Annotated in this window: 15 protein-coding genes; 7 read left to right on the forward strand and 8 right to left on the reverse strand. The window is 42.9% G+C overall.

What is annotated here, in order from left to right; all coding sequences use genetic code 11:
- Positions 1 to 29: 29 nt before the first annotated feature.
- The 4 genes from gigB to ACP69Y_RS01735 all read left to right on the forward strand — a co-directional run bounded on the left by gigB (position 30) and on the right by ACP69Y_RS01735 (position 2,469).
- A complete protein-coding gene (gene gigB / locus ACP69Y_RS01720) occupies positions 30 to 548 on the forward strand; it encodes an anti-anti-sigma factor GigB (RefSeq protein WP_425915597.1) in 519 nt (172 codons plus the stop codon).
- A 23-nt stretch (positions 549 to 571) separates the two neighbouring features.
- Positions 572 to 1,396, forward strand: a complete 825-nt coding sequence (locus tag ACP69Y_RS01725; RefSeq protein WP_425915599.1) for a carbon-nitrogen hydrolase family protein — start codon at positions 572 to 574, stop codon at positions 1,394 to 1,396.
- A gap of 116 nt (positions 1,397 to 1,512) precedes the next feature.
- Entirely contained in the window at positions 1,513 to 1,938 is a 426-nt protein-coding gene (locus tag ACP69Y_RS01730; RefSeq protein ID WP_425915601.1) for an organic hydroperoxide resistance protein, read from the forward strand.
- 138 nt (positions 1,939 to 2,076) lie between these two features.
- On the forward strand, positions 2,077 to 2,469 hold the full coding sequence (locus tag ACP69Y_RS01735) for a DUF4951 domain-containing protein (protein ID WP_425915603.1): 393 nt from the start codon (positions 2,077 to 2,079) through the stop codon (positions 2,467 to 2,469).
- A gap of 43 nt (positions 2,470 to 2,512) precedes the next feature.
- Here the strand turns inward: ACP69Y_RS01735 and gspE are convergent, their stop codons facing one another.
- Positions 2,513 to 4,000, reverse strand: a complete 1,488-nt coding sequence (gene gspE / locus ACP69Y_RS01740; RefSeq protein ID WP_425915605.1) for a type II secretion system ATPase GspE — start codon at positions 3,998 to 4,000, stop codon at positions 2,513 to 2,515.
- Between the two features lie 93 nt (positions 4,001 to 4,093).
- Here gspE and ACP69Y_RS01745 point away from each other — a divergent pair, with 93 nt between their 5' ends.
- Together ACP69Y_RS01745 and ACP69Y_RS01750 are read left to right on the forward strand one after the other, a co-directional pair.
- Complete coding sequence (locus ACP69Y_RS01745; protein WP_425915607.1) at positions 4,094 to 4,921, forward strand: hypothetical protein; 828 nt, start codon at positions 4,094 to 4,096, stop codon at positions 4,919 to 4,921.
- An 8-nt stretch (positions 4,922 to 4,929) separates the two neighbouring features.
- The gene (locus tag ACP69Y_RS01750) at positions 4,930 to 5,856 is read left to right on the forward strand and encodes a mechanosensitive ion channel family protein (protein WP_425915609.1); all 927 of its coding nucleotides are present in this window, start codon (positions 4,930 to 4,932) and stop codon (positions 5,854 to 5,856) included.
- 129 nt (positions 5,857 to 5,985) lie between these two features.
- Here ACP69Y_RS01750 and ACP69Y_RS01755 read toward each other — a convergent pair whose 3' ends face one another.
- Positions 5,986 to 8,688 (reverse strand): DUF2339 domain-containing protein, encoded by a 2,703-nt coding sequence (locus tag ACP69Y_RS01755; RefSeq protein ID WP_425915611.1) that lies wholly within the window; start codon positions 8,686 to 8,688, stop codon positions 5,986 to 5,988.
- A gap of 163 nt (positions 8,689 to 8,851) precedes the next feature.
- Between ACP69Y_RS01755 and polA the strand changes: the two genes are divergently transcribed.
- Positions 8,852 to 11,617: a DNA polymerase I gene (polA, locus tag ACP69Y_RS01760; RefSeq protein ID WP_425915613.1), complete on the forward strand. Its 2,766-nt coding sequence runs from the start codon at positions 8,852 to 8,854 to the stop codon at positions 11,615 to 11,617.
- A gap of 218 nt (positions 11,618 to 11,835) precedes the next feature.
- Here the strand turns inward: polA and ACP69Y_RS01765 are convergent, their stop codons facing one another.
- From ACP69Y_RS01765 to ppx, 6 genes are all read right to left on the reverse strand, one after another.
- Positions 11,836 to 12,282: a DUF2314 domain-containing protein gene (locus ACP69Y_RS01765; protein WP_425915614.1), complete on the reverse strand. Its 447-nt coding sequence runs from the start codon at positions 12,280 to 12,282 to the stop codon at positions 11,836 to 11,838.
- Positions 12,283 to 12,359: 77 nt separating this feature from the next.
- Positions 12,360 to 12,929 carry a YggT family protein gene (locus ACP69Y_RS01770; protein ID WP_425915616.1) on the reverse strand — a complete coding sequence of 190 codons (570 nt, stop codon included), beginning with the start codon at positions 12,927 to 12,929 and terminating at the stop codon, positions 12,360 to 12,362.
- Between the two features lie 27 nt (positions 12,930 to 12,956).
- On the reverse strand, positions 12,957 to 13,787 hold the full coding sequence (gene proC / locus ACP69Y_RS01775) for a pyrroline-5-carboxylate reductase (protein WP_425915618.1): 831 nt from the start codon (positions 13,785 to 13,787) through the stop codon (positions 12,957 to 12,959).
- A gap of 28 nt (positions 13,788 to 13,815) precedes the next feature.
- On the reverse strand, positions 13,816 to 15,165 hold the full coding sequence (gene tilS, locus ACP69Y_RS01780; protein ID WP_425915620.1) for a tRNA lysidine(34) synthetase TilS: 1,350 nt from the start codon (positions 15,163 to 15,165) through the stop codon (positions 13,816 to 13,818).
- Positions 15,102 to 15,926: an acetyl-CoA carboxylase carboxyltransferase subunit alpha gene (locus ACP69Y_RS01785; RefSeq protein WP_425915622.1), complete on the reverse strand. Its 825-nt coding sequence runs from the start codon at positions 15,924 to 15,926 to the stop codon at positions 15,102 to 15,104. Before ACP69Y_RS01785 ends, tilS begins: the two co-directional genes overlap by 64 nt.
- A gap of 50 nt (positions 15,927 to 15,976) precedes the next feature.
- Positions 15,977 to 17,497 carry an exopolyphosphatase gene (gene ppx / locus ACP69Y_RS01790; protein WP_425915624.1) on the reverse strand — a complete coding sequence of 507 codons (1,521 nt, stop codon included), beginning with the start codon at positions 17,495 to 17,497 and terminating at the stop codon, positions 15,977 to 15,979.
- Between the last annotated feature and the right edge of the window lie 21 nt (positions 17,498 to 17,518).

Here is a 17,518-nt window from a genome sequence, read left to right on the forward strand (position 1 = left end):
TAGAATCCTTCTCTGCAAATGGCATTTATATGTCAACAGGTCATGTTGAATATGCAAGCTTGAATGGAACGCATATTTTTAAGCTTATTGGCGAAGTGCGTGCCCAATCTTGTATCAGTCTAGACAAACTCCTTAGTAAAATTGAACAGCAATCAAATGTCGTTGGGGCAATCGTAGACTTAACCCAAACCACATTCATTGACAGTACTGTTTTAGGCATACTTGCCAAGCTTGGTTTAAAGTTGAAGCAAACTCACCAAATTCAGGCAGTCATGCTATCTACCAATCCGGATATTACCACCTTAGCCAATAGCATGGGCTTGGGGCAGGTTTTTGTGATCTTGAATTACTGCGGTGATCCGAAAGTATGCACGCTTGAATTAATGGAAGAACACATTACTCATAATGCAATGTTAACCACTGTTTTAGATGCGCATAAAACCCTGATGCAGTTGAACGAAAATAACCAAAACATGTTTGAGCCTTTGGTTAAGCAACTACAAAAAGAACAAGATACTATTGAAAGAGTGTCTCAACAAAACGTATAAAAATTATTTTTTAGAGCCATCACATGACTTTACTCTCTGTTGTACAAATGAATTCCCAAGATGATATTGAAGCCAATTTCGTCGTGATCGAATCACTCATACAACAGAGTAAAGCAGATGGTGCAGAGCTGATTGTTTTCCCTGAAAACTTTATTTGTTTTGCAGGTGGAAAACAGCGTGAAACAGCAACGCAGTTTGAAGTCATTCAACAGCGTCTGGAAAAACTTGCGCATCAATATCAAATTTGGATTGTGGCCGGCACTCTCCCATGCCCGTTCCGTCCAGATGGCTCGGTTATTACTGATGGTCGTGTACGTACGGTGAGTTTATGTATTAGCCCAGAACGTACTGAAGCGCGTTATGACAAGATTCATTTGTTTGATGTGCAAGTCGGTGATGCTGTTGGGGGATATCAGGAATCGAAATTCTTTGAACCTGGTACAGATATTGTCGTTGCAAAAACACCTTTCGGTAATATTGGTTTAATGGTGTGCTATGACTTGCGGTTTCCAGAGCTAGCACTCACTTTACGTAGTCAAGATGCACATATCCTGACCGCACCTGCGGCATTCACCTACACTACAGGTCAAATGCATTGGCAATTGCTCCTTCAGGCACGTGCGATGGATAGTCAATGCTATGTCTTAGGTGCTGCCCAACAAGGTTGGCATGGAGCAAAACGTCAGACTTGGGGACATGCGGGTGCCAGCAATAGTCGTGGTCAAATTTTAGATATCATCCATAGCGAAGGCGCGAGTTTAATTACAGTACCTTTTGACTTGGCTGAACAAGACGCTGTCCGGACATCCATGCCTTTAATTCAGCATCGTAAAATCATGAGTTTCTAATTATCTTTTCCTGAAAAGCTAAATTTTTCCATCTAAAAATTACAAAATCACTGCTTATTCTTTCATCAAAATCCTACACGATAGCAGCTCATATCAAATTCATAGAGATCATAAAAATGGCTTTAGAAAAAGCGGTCTATACAGCAAAAGCGAAAGCAACAGGCGGACGTGATGGACGTGCAACATCATCCGATGAAATTTTAGATGTTAAATTAGCTGTACCGAAGGAAATGGGCGGTGCAGGTGGGGGTACCAATCCTGAACAACTTTTTGCAGCAGGTTATTCAGCTTGTTTTCTCGGTGCGATGAAATTTGTTGCCAACCGCGATAAATTGAATATCAGCAAAGATGCTTATATTGAGGGGGAAGTCGGAATCGGCCCGATCCCGACAGGTTTCGGAATTGAAGTAACCTTGAATATTCACTTAGAAGGTATGGATCAGGCTGAAGCGCAAAAACTGGTCGATGCTGCTCATATTGTTTGCCCTTATTCCAACGCGACACGTGGCAATATTGATGTAACCCGCAATGTGATTACTTAAGCAAAATCTAATCCTATCCTAAAATCGACCTGATCATTTTAGGATAGGATTTATTCATCAATTTAATAATTAAAAGAAATATAAAAAGCCAAGCTTGCAATATATAATGATTCCTATTTGCAATAATGAGTTTTCTTCATGTTTAAATATCTTCTGATTAGCTCCCTCCTGCTTTCTACCGCAAGCACATCTTTTGCAGAGATCAGTATTTCTGAAAAAATAAGACCTCCGGTCAAATCTCTAGTCAATCCAGACATTCAACGTTTAGAAATTCCTCCTACACCGCACAACATGAAATTACCTGAATTTGGACAAGGGATTATTGGCTGGGGAACTGGGCCTACAGGTGCAGAAAAGCGACTAAATAACATAACCAAAGAAGATGTCGAAAAACTTAAAACCCAAGAAGTGACTTTAGAGATGGTTCAAACCTGGCAGAAATTTTATGAAAATGAAACCCAGCGGAATGCAGGTAATCCAACGGCTCCATTTCGTGCACAACTGATGAAAAAAATTGCCGAGCTTTGGTAAGTTCAGCAATTGATCAAAAAATGAAAGGCAAAAGTATTTCGCGTTAATCTGCTGCTTCATTGGTGACGCGAAGTACTTCTTCCAAAGTGGTTTTTCCTGCCAATACTTTACGTAAACCATCATCACGAATCGAGCCTGACTGCTTACGTGCATAAGCTTCCAGTTCATATTCTGCAGCATTGCCATGCACCAAACGGCGCATTTGATCATCTACAGGGACAATTTCATAAATAGCCGTACGCCCCATAAATCCGGTATGTGAGCAGTGATCACAGCCTTTCGGTTGAGGCAGTTTAAGTTCAGTTGACACATCTAAATGCCGAAAAATTTCGGTTTCAAATGCATCAGCATCATGCCATGTTGCACAACGTGGACATAAAGTGCGGACAAGACGCTGGGCAATTACCCCAATCAGAGAACTGGCCAGCAAGAATGGTTCAATCCCCATGTCTTTTAATCGCGTGACCGCACCAATCGCAGTATTGGTATGTAGTGTAGACAAAACCAAATGACCTGTAAGGGATGCTTGAACCGCAATTTCTGCAGTTTCCAGATCACGAATCTCTCCGACCATTACCACATCGGGATCCTGACGCAACATCGCTTTTAAAGCCCGGGCAAAGGTCATATCCACTTTGGTATTCACCTGGGTTTGCCCAATACCTTCCAACTGGTATTCAATTGGATCTTCAGCAGTTAAAATATTTTTTGAGCCATCATTCAGGTCAGATAATGCCGCATATAAGGTTGTGGTTTTACCTGAACCGGTAGGTCCAGTCACCAAGATAATGCCATGAGGACGATGCACTAAATGGGTTAAACGCTCATAATCAGGCTGCATCAGGCCCAAATGGGTCATATTCAAACGCCCGGCTTGCTTATCCAGCAAACGCATCACCACACGTTCACCATGCGACGAAGGCAAAGTCGAAACACGGACATCGACTTCACGCCCTGCCAGTCTTAAAGAGATACGGCCATCTTGCGGAACACGCTTTTCGGCAATATCGAGTTTGGCCATAACCTTAATCCGTGACACCAAAAGTGGCGCAAGTTCACGGCGTGGCTGGACAATTTCTCGAAGTTGTCCATCGACACGTAAACGCACCGATAATTTTTTTTCAAATGATTCGATATGAATATCGGATGCGCCGACGCGAATCGCTTCAGACAATAATGCATTGATCAAACGGACAATGGGTGCATCATCTTCCTGATCCATCAGGTCTTCGGCTTCAGGTACCGAGTCTGCCAAACTGAGTAAATCGGGATGATCTTCCAGACCGGCTGCCACCTGTTGCGATTCACCAGTATCACCGGCAAAGCTGGAACTGAGCAGTTGGTGAAATTCTTGTTCGCTACACAATTGATGCTGCGCTGGATGACCTAAATAACGGCGCGCTTCCTGTATCGCCAGCATGGAAGTATTTTCACGGCGTACAATAAAAGCCTGATCCCCTTCGTAACGAAGCAATATGCCGTGACGTTTGGCAAAACTATAGGGTATTTGTAATTGTTTAAGTATTTGCATCAAAGTTTATAATGATGGATAAATTGATTTGAGTGTACTCTAAGCATAAGACAGCGTGAAGTCTGTTTTTACCGATTAAGCAAGAAAGGAAATATGCCGTTGTCTGAAAGCAATGAATTGATCGAACCGGAATATCCAAATTTAAAATGGTGGGGTGAATACACCTTTGAACTCAATCAGCCTAAAGCTTGGCAGTTTGGTTCACTGTTGTTTCGTCTGACCCGCGGTCTGCAGGAATGGCGTATGGAGATTCATCGCCCACAAGTTCAATATGACTATGAGCAAAGTTGGCATGAAATTGAAGATCCGAATTTTGGCTTTCCACAACCTGTCAAAGTGGAACGCTATATGTTCAAATCGACCAAAAATAAGATTCAATTGATGCCGCGTTTAGCTGACCGTTCGGTGGTGATCAAACCGGTGGATCCGATTTATATTCCTGCCGGACAACGCGGTACGCTGTATATCAGTACCCCGTTATGGATTGCCGGTTTTGTCGAAGGGCAACGCGAGCCGTTATTTGATATTCCGGTGATTTTACCTAAAGATACCTGGTTTGGTCCAAATCATCGTACGGGGGAAATTTGCTATGCCACAGCGGTGGATGGGCGTACAGAGTTGCATCAATTAAAACCTCGCGCCTTTCGTGCTGTGACTCCGATTGAATTTCATAATACCAGTCATCAACAATTACGCTTTGACCGGATGAATGTGCCTGTTCCCGCCTTGCCGCTATTTTATAGTGAAAGTACCGGGCGGCTGTGGACCTCACAAATTAAAGTGTTGCATGAAGGTCTGGATCGTCCCCCGCGCATTCGTATTGAAAACCGCACACCGCCGCATGCAGGTGAAGTGATGTATGTACATCCGCCTCGTGCTCCCGCGATTGCCTTGTTTAATATGTTTGATTCATTTTTCTAGGGGGTACTATGGCAGATTCCAATATTCCAAAAGAAATTACTCAAAGCGTGAAAGGCATTTTCACCAACATCAATACTGAACGCCTGACTGAAATTTTAGTGGCCGTAATTTTGTCGCTGATTGGTTTTCTGATTGCCCGCTTTATATCGAATGCCTTTATTCGCACCATTGGTTCACGTTTTAATGCGCACCAAAGTCTGGTCTGGCGACGTGGTATTTTCTATTTCATCTTCTTGATTTTTGTAATGGCAAGTCTTAAAGAAGCCGGTTTTAAACTGAGTGTATTTTTAGGCGCGGCCGGTATTTTAACGGTAGCCTTGGGTTTTGCTTCACAAACCTCTGCCTCAAATTTAATCAGTGGCTTATTTTTGATTGGAGAAGGTTCTTTCGAAATTGGCGATACGGTACAAATGACCCTGATTCGTGGTCATACCATTGAAGGTGAAGTAATTTCCATTGACCTGCTCTCGGTGAAACTTCTGACTCAGGACAATGTCTATGTGCGTGTGCCGAATGAACAGCTGATCCGCGCGCCCGTTTACAACCTGTCCAAATTTCCGATTCGGCGTATTCCTATTACCCTAGCCATCAACTTTCATGAAGACATTATTAAAGTGCGCGAAGTGCTGCTGGATGTGGCAAATAAATATTCACTGGTTTTAGCTGACCCCAAACCGGCAGTGACAGTAACCGCTTTCCGTGAATCCTCCATTGAACTGTTATTTGCGATTTGGTGTGATCATGAAAACTTTTTAAAAGTTCGTGATGAAATCCAGGAACGCATCCGTAATGGTTTCTTGGACAATCAAATTGAAATCCCGGTACCAAAAATGGGCTTTGTCGACCGACCGGCGACTGTGCAGCCTTTAACTGAAGAAGATATTGATCAATATGCCAATGCTAAAGAAGCGAAACGAGAGGCGGATTTAAAATAATTCTTAAATTATGTCCTCCCCCTTGCGGAATATATTCCTCATCCCAAAGGGGGAAGGAAACAATTCCTCTCTTTTAGGAGATGAAGATCCTCAAAATATATTTTGAGTTCGCAAGGGAGAGCTAAAATATTAAATTCTTTCCCCCTCAGGCATCGGCGCAATATAGGCAATAATCAGCATCACAAAACCCGCACCCAAGAATGAAATTACGCGGGTCAACGTCCCGATATGGGATAAATCAAAAAGTACCAGCTTCAAGGTCACCATCACCAAAATACTGCCCCCTAAAATCCACATTGAACGCAATTGTTTACGACTGGCAAGGCTCATGGTCATAAAGGCTAAACTCACCCACAGCAAAGTCAGACTGAGTTGGACCGTGCCATTTTCCCATAAAGCCAGTTTGTTAAACGGCGTGCCCAAATACATGTGTAATGCACGTAGCACAATATAACTGCTGAGCCAAAGCAGACTGAGCACCATCAACACCGCTACAATGCCTTTATCCAGACCTGATTTAACCTGCAAGGACAACATCCAGATAAAGCCGGCCAGCATGGCAATACTCACCAAATCAAATGGATTCAAAATGGGTAAGAAATAGCCTTGAAAAGCCTGCTCGGTAAACAGTTGCGAACAAATAATCCAGGTTGCCATCAGCAGCAAAGTACTGCGCGCTTGCCAGAACATTTTCCAGTCCGGATTATTTATCTGCCAATAACACCAAGCACAGAACAGCAAAGGCAAAATCACGACACTGATATAAGGCATACTCGGAAGCAAGGTTAGACTGGTCATGGCAAGACTGATTAAAGTCCCAAAACTAACCCATTCTTTTTCAGTCCGTACCCCCAACATCGGGCGCAGCCATAACATCGTTAACATTAAACCAGAAAGTGCAAAACCCACCCGATTGAATGTAGTTTCCCAAACAATGATCCCCTGCTTGCTTTGATCAATCACAATAATCAGTGCAAAAACGAAGACGGGAATTAAACCGAGCCATTTAGGAAATAACCAAGACCACGTCGCTTTACAGCGTAGCATGACCTCGTTCATCAGCAGATAGAATCCACTCACAATGAACAGGCTCATCACCTGCTGATGAGGACCGTCAATTTCATCGAGCAATAACACAATCAACATCGTGGTTGCAGACAGCATCTGCAAACAGTGAAAAGCGATGGTGGAATTGCTCAGCTGATTTCTAAAAGTCTCTCGGCTATTGGCGACTAGGACCACAGCAAAATAGCTCAGGCATAATCCCCAATACATCTCACGTGGAAATTCATTCAGCTCGACAAGATAATAAAGGCTGGATAAACCCGCCACAATCAGTAAACCCATGGCCAGATAACGACTGATCTGCGATTTTCGGTATAAGGCATAGCTAAAAATAATCAACCCTTCAACCGCCCAACCAATCACACTCCATTGTTCAGCGAGCAAAATAGGTGGAATCAAAGCCAGAAAAATCAGCATTAAACTAAAATAACTTTGTGAAATCAGCTGCACTGCCTGATTGCGTTTTGAAAGTTGATACAGGCCGGCATAAACGGCTGCAAAGACCAGACTCGCTCCTGCTTGCCAAAGCATCTCTTCAAAATGCATTAAGTAAATAAAAACATAGCCGACAATGGGTGCGCCAAAAATCAGGACAATATCTAAAGCAGGTTTAAGTTTGAACTGGATAAGATCTTCTTTGGCAATGAGCTGGCTAAAACGAAAACTCAGCCAGACAAATATTGCGGTATGCACAGCAACCAATAGCGTCAAAGTATTTTGTTCTGCTTCCTCACCCTGATAAAAGGCATAGCCTCCCCCCACAATTACTGTCATTAAAAAGGCAATCTGATTCAGGATTTTCCAGGGACGTAATGTGCTTAAGATCGCAACAGCCAGATTGATCACCACATAATAAGCAATCAATTCAACTGCTGTCGCGTTACGGACCGGCAAGGTAAACGGTGCAATATAGGCAATGATCATGGCCATCAGTGCCAGTTCAATCGATTGCTGCTTTAGGCTGAGAATCAGGGTCACGGACATAATTGCCGCAAAACACACTGCCGCGATTCCCAATGTCGGAATCACGGCATTGTAATAAGCAAAAAATAAGGTCAGAAATAATGCTGCCAAGCCCAAGCCTTCTAAGGCTAAAGCAAAACTACGATTTTTAGCCTGTAAGCAGTAACCGAGTCCGACCACGGCTCCACTGAGCATGGCAACTATTGCCAGTTTCAATGCCAGACTGAGTTGCCAATGTTCGGTCGCAAAGCGTAATAATAATACGATGCCAATCACCAGCACCAATATTGCTGCTTTTAATACCGGATTCCCTTGAAAGATCCACTGCTTTAACTGGTCATTTAACCCGATCGAATGCGGTGTAGCTTGAGATTTAGGAAGTGGAAGAGACGGATTTTCTACAGAAGTTACAACAGAATAAGGTAAAGGTTCAGTCTGAGATAAGCGTATTTGTACCTGACTCAATAAACCCTCTAAACGGCGTAACCATCTGAGAAAGAAAAAAATCCAAGAAGTAACCCCCACGCCCACCACAAAACCCCAATCCATTACCCCTCCGACAATGGCAATAATTGAAGAAAGATATAAAGGTACTTTAGAGGCTTCTTGATAAGAAAAATTTGTTTCTGCAGCAATTTGGGCTACCGGTTTTTGAATGGCATCGACATATTGCATCAGACTCATTACAAAGGCTAAGCCGCACAAATAAGTAAAAATGTGTACATCTAAAAACCAGGCCCCCACACCGACAATAATCAATACCATCAGCCAAATCATCCGGATTTCGCTCTGCCCTTTGTGCATCTTATCTCGTTCTCAATTCTTATTGATCCGATCATACAACAGCTCGGGCTTTGATTTTTAAGCATTCATCAGATATTCGGTAACACGCTTGTTTGATGATGTGTCTATGTTCATGCGCAAAATCACGTACAATAAGCCCGATATTTGAATTAGGAATCTTTCAATGCCACCATTTGTTTTGGTCGATGGCTCATATTTTTTATTTCGTGCGTACCATGCACTGCCACCACTAACCACTTCGACTGGTTTACAGACCAACGCAATTCGTGGTGCCATTTCTGCGATTCAAAAATTGATGCGCCGTATCCAGCCGACGCATATGGCGGTGATTTTCGATACACCTGAGCCGACTTTCCGTCATGCGCTTTCATCAATTTATAAAGGTGACCGTCCGAGTATGCCGGATGAACTGTCGCAACAAATTCCCTATCTTCACAACCTGATCCGCGCTTTGGGTATTCCTTTGCATACCCTGCCTGGGGCTGAAGCGGATGATGTGATTGGCACCTTGGCGAAACGTGCTGAAAAAGCCGGTTATCAGGTATTGATTTCAACCGGTGATAAAGACATGGCTCAATTGGTCACCGACAAAGTGACTTTGGAAGACAGCTTTAAAGACAGGCCAATGGATGTCGATGGCGTATTTGAAAAATTCGGGGTGTGGCCGAATCAAATTATCGATTATTTAACCCTGATGGGCGATGCTTCCGACGGTATTCGTGGGGTACCGGGCGTGGGGGCTAAAACTGCGGCTAAACTTTTGACCGAATATGGCTCCATTGGTGGCATTTTAGAAAATGTCGATAAGATTAAAGGTAAAGTTGGTCAAAGTATTAAAGACAATGTCGAAGGCATTACTCTCGATCATCAGCTAGCGAGTATCGTCTGTGATCTGGATATGGGACTGACCTATGAAGATCTTAAACTGCGTGATCCGAATGTCGAAGAACTGCGCCGCTTGTATACCGAACTTGAATTCCGTAACCAGTTACAGTCGCTCGATCATCCCAATAATCCGAATAATTCAGTTTATAAACAGACCTCCAAAGGAATTGAAAGCGCTGTAGATACTGCAGTGGTAATTAATACCGAAGATGAAGCAGAGCTGACCAGTGTTGATGATCAACTCGGAAAAGCCAATTATCATACCATTTTAACTCAGGCTGACTGGGACAACCTGTTTACTCGTTTAAGTACTGAAAAACGTTTTGCCTTTGATACCGAAACCACCAGTCTGGATTATCGCATTGCCGAGATGGTTGGCTTTTCAGTGGCATTTGATGCAAATGATGCCTATTACATTCCGCTTGCGCATGATTATGAAGGCGCGCCTGAACAGCTGAATCGTGAGACCATCCTTGCGCAAATCAAACCGATTTTAGAAGATGTGAGTGTTGAAAAAATTGGGCACCATCTAAAATATGATGCCCACATCTTGCACAATCACGGGATTGAATTACAAGGCTGGTATTTCGATACCATGCTGGCCTCTTATGTTTTAAATTCTGTGGCAACCCGTCACGGCATGGATGATGTGGCGCGTGTTTATCTGAGTCATTTGACCACCACCTATGAACAAGTGGCCGGTAAAGGGGTCAAACAGAAAACCTTTAATCAAATCGGGATTGAAACAGCTGCACATTATGCCGCTGAAGATGCGCATGTCACCTATCGCCTCTACGAAGTGTTGTCTAAAAAATTACAAGCCGTGCCGGAACTTGATAGTATTTTGCATAATATTGAAATGCCGGTGGCTCGTGTACTAACCATGATGGAAGAAAACGGCATTGAGCTTGATCTGAAATTTCTGGATCAATTGAGTGTAGATTTTTCCAATACCATTGAAAATCTGGAAAGCCAGATTATTGAAATGGCAGGACAAAGCTTTAACGTCAGTTCACCGAAACAAGTCGGTGAGGTGTTATTTGATAAGCTTGGGCTGAAAGGTGGCAAGAAAACGGCGACTGGACAATACAGCACCAGTGAAAGTATTTTAGAAAAAATTGATCATCCAATAACAGCTTTAATTTTGGAATACCGTGGTCTTTCCAAACTGAAAAGTACCTATACCGATGGTTTGCAAAAACAAGCCAATAATGACAGCGGACGTGTACATACCAGCTATCATCAAGCATTAACCGCAACCGGGCGTTTATCCTCAACCGATCCCAACCTGCAAAACATTCCGATTCGTGCCGAAATTGGTCGTCAAATTCGTAAAGCCTTTGTGGCACCTGCAGGTCGGGTCTTGCTGGCAGCCGATTATTCACAAATTGAACTGCGTTTAATGGCGCATCTTTCTCAAGATGAAGCCTTGGTCGATGCCTTTAATCATGGTCAAGACGTGCATCGCCGTACAGCAGCGGAAGTATTGGGCATTGCCCTGGAAGATGTGACCCATGACCAACGTCGCCAAGCCAAAGCGGTTAACTTCGGTCTGTTATACGGCATGTCTGAATTTGGTTTGATTCGTCAGCTGGGCTTCACCCGCCAAGAATCGCAAGACTATATCAAACAGTATTTCCACCGTTATCCGGGCATTTTTGAGTACATGCAACGTACGCGTCAGATTGCCTTGGAACAAGGTTTTGTGGAAACCATTTTTGGACGTCGTCTCTATACCCCTGATATCGATGCCCGCAATATGATGGTACGTAAAGGTGCTGAACGTGCAGCCATCAATGCCCCACTCCAAGGCAGTGCAGCCGACATCATTAAAATGGCGATGGTTGAAGTCGATAAAATGTTGCCGAAAGATCAGGCGAAAATGCTGCTGCAAGTACACGATGAATTAGTGTTTGAAGTCGATGCTGAGATTGCCGATGAACTGGCACCGAAACTGGCTGAAGTAATGCAATCGGTAGTGAAACTTTCTGTTCCATTGATTGTGGAAGTGGGCAAAGGCATGAACTGGGATGAGGCGCATTAATCCAGAAAGTTCCCCCTCTTTATAGAGAGGGGTTAGGGGGAGATTCATTTTTTATCTTTATAGACGATGAGTCTCCTCAAAATATACTTTCAGTGCACAAAGGAGAAGTTCTTTAATCAACCTGAAGAACTTTTCCCTTTACAGCACATACTCTATATGTAATGAAGAAATCTTTTTAATTCAGTCTAGTGTGATTTCCATTTCATAAAGAAAAATGATTAAAAATCAATAAATCTGCTTACCCCTACACGCTGATCAAATTCTACCTGCTTTTCTGCAGAAAGCTTTGAGCGCTGATGGCGTAATGAATATCCTCCTATCATTTCTCCATTCTGCTTTAAAATGTACCAATCCAAAAGATCAGATTCACTGAGTTTCAACCACTGTCCAATCTGAATCCATGTAAACTCTTCTGGTAATTCAAAAGGACGTGCTAAACAGAAGTTATCTTCAAAAAATGGAGTCATTAGCCAGATATTCGCACCCTCTTCGGAACCTCGGCTTTCTGGAATATAAAATTTGACACATGCAAAATCCCCCTCAGATATTTTTTCTAAGTTTTCTTTAAAAATGTCCAATGATTCTCTTGCGATTTTTGTCGTTGCCACATATGTGTCAGCTTCATGATCAATAAGCATAAATTGGGGTTCAAGTTCGCTATTCATTTACCAATATCCTGATTTGAAAATATTTTTTCTCAATAAAAAAGGACTCCATTGAGTCCTTTTTTATTTCGCCAATTTTATAAACCAGTCAAAAGCGCAATTGCGACTTCATTCATAATGATTTCGGCAATATACAAAGTCAAAAATGCAATGATTGGCGATAAGTCAATCATGCCCATGTTCGGCAAAATACGACGGAACGGAGCCAGTAAAGGTTCTGCCAACTCCTGAATCACTTCAATATAAGGTGAGCGAGATTGGGTAAACATCACTACCCAACTTAAAATAATCGTCGCAAAAATTAAATAACGGCAGAAACGAATCAAGTCCTGAATCATGGTGACAAAAGTCAAAATCACCAGATGCACAGGACTATTCGGCATGGCGCCGGAAAGATACATTACCCCAAAAATTTTGAGTAAATATAAAATCACCACCAAAGCTAAAGCCGCTAAATTGACACGACCTTTAGCGACAGTGGGAAAAATACGACCAAAGACATCAACGATTTTCGTGGCTTTTACTGTAGACATTACCACCGGATTATAAGCATTCACCGCTGCCAACTGCATGAGAAAACGGAAGAATACGAGCAAAATCGCTACGTTAATGATAATGCCAAAAATTAGCGCAGAGTTTGCACCCATACTGGAACTTTCCTAAATAAAAACGGGTTATTTGCTACTTTCACTTAGCTCTTGAGCAAGTTCTTGACTGCGCTTCTGTGCTGCAGCCAAAGCGGCCTGAATATTTTGAGAGATTTGTGCACGATCAAAGACTTCGAGTGCAGCTTGAGTTGTACCGTTTGGAGAGGTCACATTTTTACGTAATTCTGCAGGTGAATTTGCACTGGTGATCGCCATTTGTGCAGCACCTAAAGCCGTTTGCAGAGTCAGGGCTGTCGCCACTTTCTCATCTAGACCTAAGTTTTTCCCTGCACGAATCATGCTTTCCATCATATAAAAGAAATAGGCTGGACCTGAACCAGACACTGCAGTGACTGCATCAATCTGTGCTTCTGAATTCACCCAAAGGGTTAAACCCGTTGCAGCCAAAACCTGGCTTGCAAGCTCACGATCTTTTGTATCCACCGCATCAGTCGCATACAAACCATGTGCCCCTGTTTGTACCAAAGCAGGTGTGTTCGGCATGACCCGAACAATTCGATCAGTGTCCAACAGATTTGCCATCGTGGCAATTTCAGCCCCCGCAACAATCGACATCACCAATTTACCGTCAAATAAACCTTTGAGTGGTTTTAATACGCTTGCCAACACCTGTGGCTTTACCGCAAAAAGGACGATATCGGCATCACGAATGGCAGCAATATTATCATCGGTCACATGCACATCTTTTTCTTCTAATAAAAGACGTACTTTTTCGACCGGATCAGAAACTGTAATACGTGCTGGTGGCAAACCACGCGAAATCAGCCCGCCAATTAAGGCTTGAGCCATATTGCCGCCACCAATAAAACAAATATTACAATTTAAAGCTGCATTCATGAATCATACTCGAATTAGAATTTTTTAACTAAGAGATCAAATTTGGTTGCCAACCACCGACTTCACAATATTCAGATTGAGCTAACCAAAACCCTTTCGGTGTAAAAACACCAAGCATAACATTATCTATGCTTAATATTTGAATTCTATAACGCTGCCAAGGAAAAATCTGTGCTTCCTGAATGGCTTTTTTTAACGGCCAAGCCCCCACTCGTCCATATAAATGAATTTTTTCACCACCTTTGCGTATCACCAAATTCAGTTTTTTAGCCAGTAATGATGCTGACAAACCTATTTTTGCAGTTTCAGCCAGATACTCTCCTGAAAGGACATTAATTTTTTGACCCAATTCCAGACAGACGGTTTGTTCGGAAATATGGCTTTCATTTTTTTCAGCCAGATATTCTTCTGGACTTAAACGATAAAGCTTTTGCTGATAACGCACATAATAATATTGGTTCCAGTGCAATGCTGCCTGTGCATCTGATTTGGATGCAATCACTTCATGCAAAAGGCGTTCCACCATTTCAAAACTGGGGCGATAAATATCCTGCCCTTTCATCCAGGCAGATAACAGTTGTCTTTGGCGGGCAGTAGAGAGTTGCGACAGTTTTTTTAAATCGAGTTCAGTCGCTGTTCCGCAAAGTGCTAAATCCTGTTGTAATACTTGTTGCAGAATTTCGTCAGCATCTTGCATTAAATAGCTGGTGCGACTGAGTGCCTGCTGCATTTTAGGATAGCGATTTTGTAAGACTGACCACAATTCATGACGGCACCAGGCGCGATCATAATGGGTATCTAAATTGGTGGGATCTTGAATATTTTGCACATTCAGTTGGACAGCCCATTGGCAAATCTGCTCACGCGAGATATCCAGCAATGGTCGCCAAATGGTGAATTGCTCACGCACATCGACCTGTTTCATTGCAGCCAAACCATGCACGCCTGCACCTGAGAGCAAACGCAACATTAAGGTTTCAGCCTGATCTTGCTGATGATGCGCCAGAACTAAAATTTCATTCGGTTTTAGATGTTTTAAATAGGCTTGATAACGTGCAGTACGTGCCTGATGTTCCAAGTTTCCTGCTTGTACCTCGACGGGTTCAACAATACAAGGAATATTCAGCGCAGTACATTGATCAGACACAAACTGTCCCCAATCTGCACTCATACTTTGCAATTGGTGATCTATGTAGATCGCACGAATTTTTTCAGGAGATAAATAAGACATTAAATGCAGCAGCAGCATGGAATCCATGCCGCCACTACATCCAATTAAAAAAGTGCTATCGAGAGTAAAGCACTGGATTTGATTTAAGACGCCAGACCTAAATTGTCGCTGCCAAACTTCATTAAACGCTGGTAACGTGCTTCGCATCTCTCATTCGCATCCATCGATTGCAATTCTTCTAAAGCCTGTTGTAACACATCTTTAAGATCTTGCATGACTTGTTCAGGCTGCAAATGCGCGCCTTCACCTTCATCCACTACATATTCAACAATACCCATTTTTTTTAGTTTTTCAGCAGTTAATGCCAATGCTTCACTGGCTTGTTCAGCTTTCTCTGCTGTTTTCCACAAAATGGATGCACAACCTTCAGGTGAAATCACTGAATAAATACTGTGCGACAGCATCACTACACGGTCCGCTACACCAATACCCAACGCACCACCTGAACCGCCTTCACCCAATACTGTGGCAATCACAGGAACTTTCAAACTTGAAAGTTGTGCAAGGCTGGTGGCAATCGCTTCTGCCTGACCGCGTTCTTCTGCACCTACACCCGGATATGCACCCATGGTGTCGATAAAAGTAAAGACTGGCAGGTTAAAACGTTCAGCCATATCCAGCAAGCGCTGTGATTTGCGATAACCTTCAGGATTACTCATCCCAAAGTTATGTTGCAATTTTTCACGCGTGCTACGACCACGATGTTGTCCCACAATCATCACAGCCTGACCATTAAAACGTGCCAAACCACCGATCATTGCACCATCATCACCAAATAACCGATCACCATGTAAAGCATCGAATTCAGTGAAAATTTCACCAACATAATCCAAAAATTGCGGACGTTCCGGATGACGTGCAATTTGAACCGTTGTCCATGCCTTAGATTTAGCAGCTTTATTTTTCATAGGTCGACCATTATCCCAAAACTAACAATAGTTTGTTAACCAATAACTTGTTAATAGATAAATTGTTCCGACTGAATATTCAATTCAATATCCCAATGCTTAAACTGCACTTGTTCATCATGCAAGTCTGCTACAAGCAAAGGCCATTGTTTGGCATCGCCAGAAACGCTTAGTTGCCATTGTTGCTCATTGTCGACAGTTAATTCAATGGCAGGAAGCATCTCATCGCTACGACTATGATTAAGTAAAACTGCAAGACGAAGCAATAGACTTAAGTAAACTAATTTGCTACCACCCACCCGCATTACATCTATGCGGCCATCATTACGTAGCTTACGACGATGATGCGCAACTAAATGTGAAAGATGATTTTGGTCAATTTGAGAGAAGCCTGCAATGTCTGAATGTTGTAGTAGATACGCCCCATGACGATGATAACCCCCATGACTAATCGCCAAACCAATTTCATGTAAATAGGCAGCACGACGCAACAGGTCACTATCTTCACTGTTTAAATTCAGCGACTTAGCAACACCCTCAAACAAATGCTGCGCAGTTGCCACTACACGTTCAGCCTGTTTAGGATCTGCATTATAACGTCCCATCAAAGCTTGTACACTTCGGTCGCGGATATCTTCATGCTGGAAACGCCCGAGCAAGTCATACATCACCCCTTCACGTAATGCGCCATCGGAATACACCAACTTGTTCAACTCAAGCACATCGAACACAGCATATAAAATGGCAACCCCTGCTGGCAAAACTGCTCGGCGGTCTTCTTTTAAACCATCAAAATCAACTTCTGAAATGTGCTTAAATTTGAGTAATTTTTCTTTGAGCTTTTCTAAACCTTCACGAGTCAAGTTTTCTTGTGCATCACTCCAGCCCATATTTACGGTAATTTGACGACAGGCTTTAATGGTGCCGCTTGAACCGACCACTGTATCCCAACCCGCTGTTTTATAGGTGTTGGCAATACCTGAAAGTTCTTTACGCGCAGCCACCACGGCTTTATCAAAATTTTTCTGATTAATCTCACCATCGCTAAAATAAGCTTTGGTAAAGGCGACGCAGCCCATTTGTAAAGATTCGGTATGGATGGGCTCAAATTCTTCACCAATAATCAGCTCAGTAGAACCCCCACCAATGTCAATCACCAGACGACGGCCACTATTGGCCATGGTATGCGAGACACCCAAATAAATCAGACGTGCTTCTTCACGACCGGCAATAATTTCAATCGGTTTAGGGAGAATTTCAGCAGCTTTTTGAATAAATTCATGACCATTCTTGGCCTGACGCAAAGCATTGGTGGCTACAATTCGCATCCGGTTTGCTTGTACTGAACTTAAACGGCCGACAAAGCGTGCCAAACAGGCTAATCCCCGTTGCTGTGCGGCTTCAGTCAAGTTTTTATTTTCATCCAGACCTGCAGCCAATTGCACTTTTTCTGACATTGAAGCCACTTTCTTCACTTCGCCATGATCTACACGTGCAATAGCAAGATGAAAACTGTTCGACCCCATATCGATGGCAGCAAGTAACTCTTCATCAATCAAAAAATCCGACATTATTCAACGAACCTATAAGAA

The sequence above is a fragment of the Acinetobacter sp. TSRC1-2 genome (assembly GCF_049895885.1).
Taxonomy (GTDB): Bacteria; Pseudomonadota; Gammaproteobacteria; order Pseudomonadales; family Moraxellaceae; genus Acinetobacter.

Coding starts and splice junctions, on each gene's coding strand:
- gigB (WP_425915597.1), top strand. CDS start 30: ATGTCAACAGGTCATGTTGAATATGCAAGCTTGAATGGAACGCATATT.
- ACP69Y_RS01725 (WP_425915599.1), top strand. CDS start 572: ATGACTTTACTCTCTGTTGTACAAATGAATTCCCAAGATGATATTGAA.
- ACP69Y_RS01730 (WP_425915601.1), top strand. CDS start 1,513: ATGGCTTTAGAAAAAGCGGTCTATACAGCAAAAGCGAAAGCAACAGGC.
- ACP69Y_RS01735 (WP_425915603.1), top strand. CDS start 2,077: ATGTTTAAATATCTTCTGATTAGCTCCCTCCTGCTTTCTACCGCAAGC.
- gspE (WP_425915605.1), bottom strand. CDS start 4,000: ATGCAAATACTTAAACAATTACAAATACCCTATAGTTTTGCCAAACGT.
- ACP69Y_RS01745 (WP_425915607.1), top strand. CDS start 4,094: ATGCCGTTGTCTGAAAGCAATGAATTGATCGAACCGGAATATCCAAAT.
- ACP69Y_RS01750 (WP_425915609.1), top strand. CDS start 4,930: ATGGCAGATTCCAATATTCCAAAAGAAATTACTCAAAGCGTGAAAGGC.
- ACP69Y_RS01755 (WP_425915611.1), bottom strand. CDS start 8,688: ATGCACAAAGGGCAGAGCGAAATCCGGATGATTTGGCTGATGGTATTG.
- polA (WP_425915613.1), top strand. CDS start 8,852: ATGCCACCATTTGTTTTGGTCGATGGCTCATATTTTTTATTTCGTGCG.
- ACP69Y_RS01765 (WP_425915614.1), bottom strand. CDS start 12,282: ATGAATAGCGAACTTGAACCCCAATTTATGCTTATTGATCATGAAGCT.
- ACP69Y_RS01770 (WP_425915616.1), bottom strand. CDS start 12,929: ATGGGTGCAAACTCTGCGCTAATTTTTGGCATTATCATTAACGTAGCG.
- proC (WP_425915618.1), bottom strand. CDS start 13,787: ATGAATGCAGCTTTAAATTGTAATATTTGTTTTATTGGTGGCGGCAAT.
- tilS (WP_425915620.1), bottom strand. CDS start 15,165: ATGCGAAGCACGTTACCAGCGTTTAATGAAGTTTGGCAGCGACAATTT.
- ACP69Y_RS01785 (WP_425915622.1), bottom strand. CDS start 15,926: ATGAAAAATAAAGCTGCTAAATCTAAGGCATGGACAACGGTTCAAATT.
- ppx (WP_425915624.1), bottom strand. CDS start 17,497: ATGTCGGATTTTTTGATTGATGAAGAGTTACTTGCTGCCATCGATATG.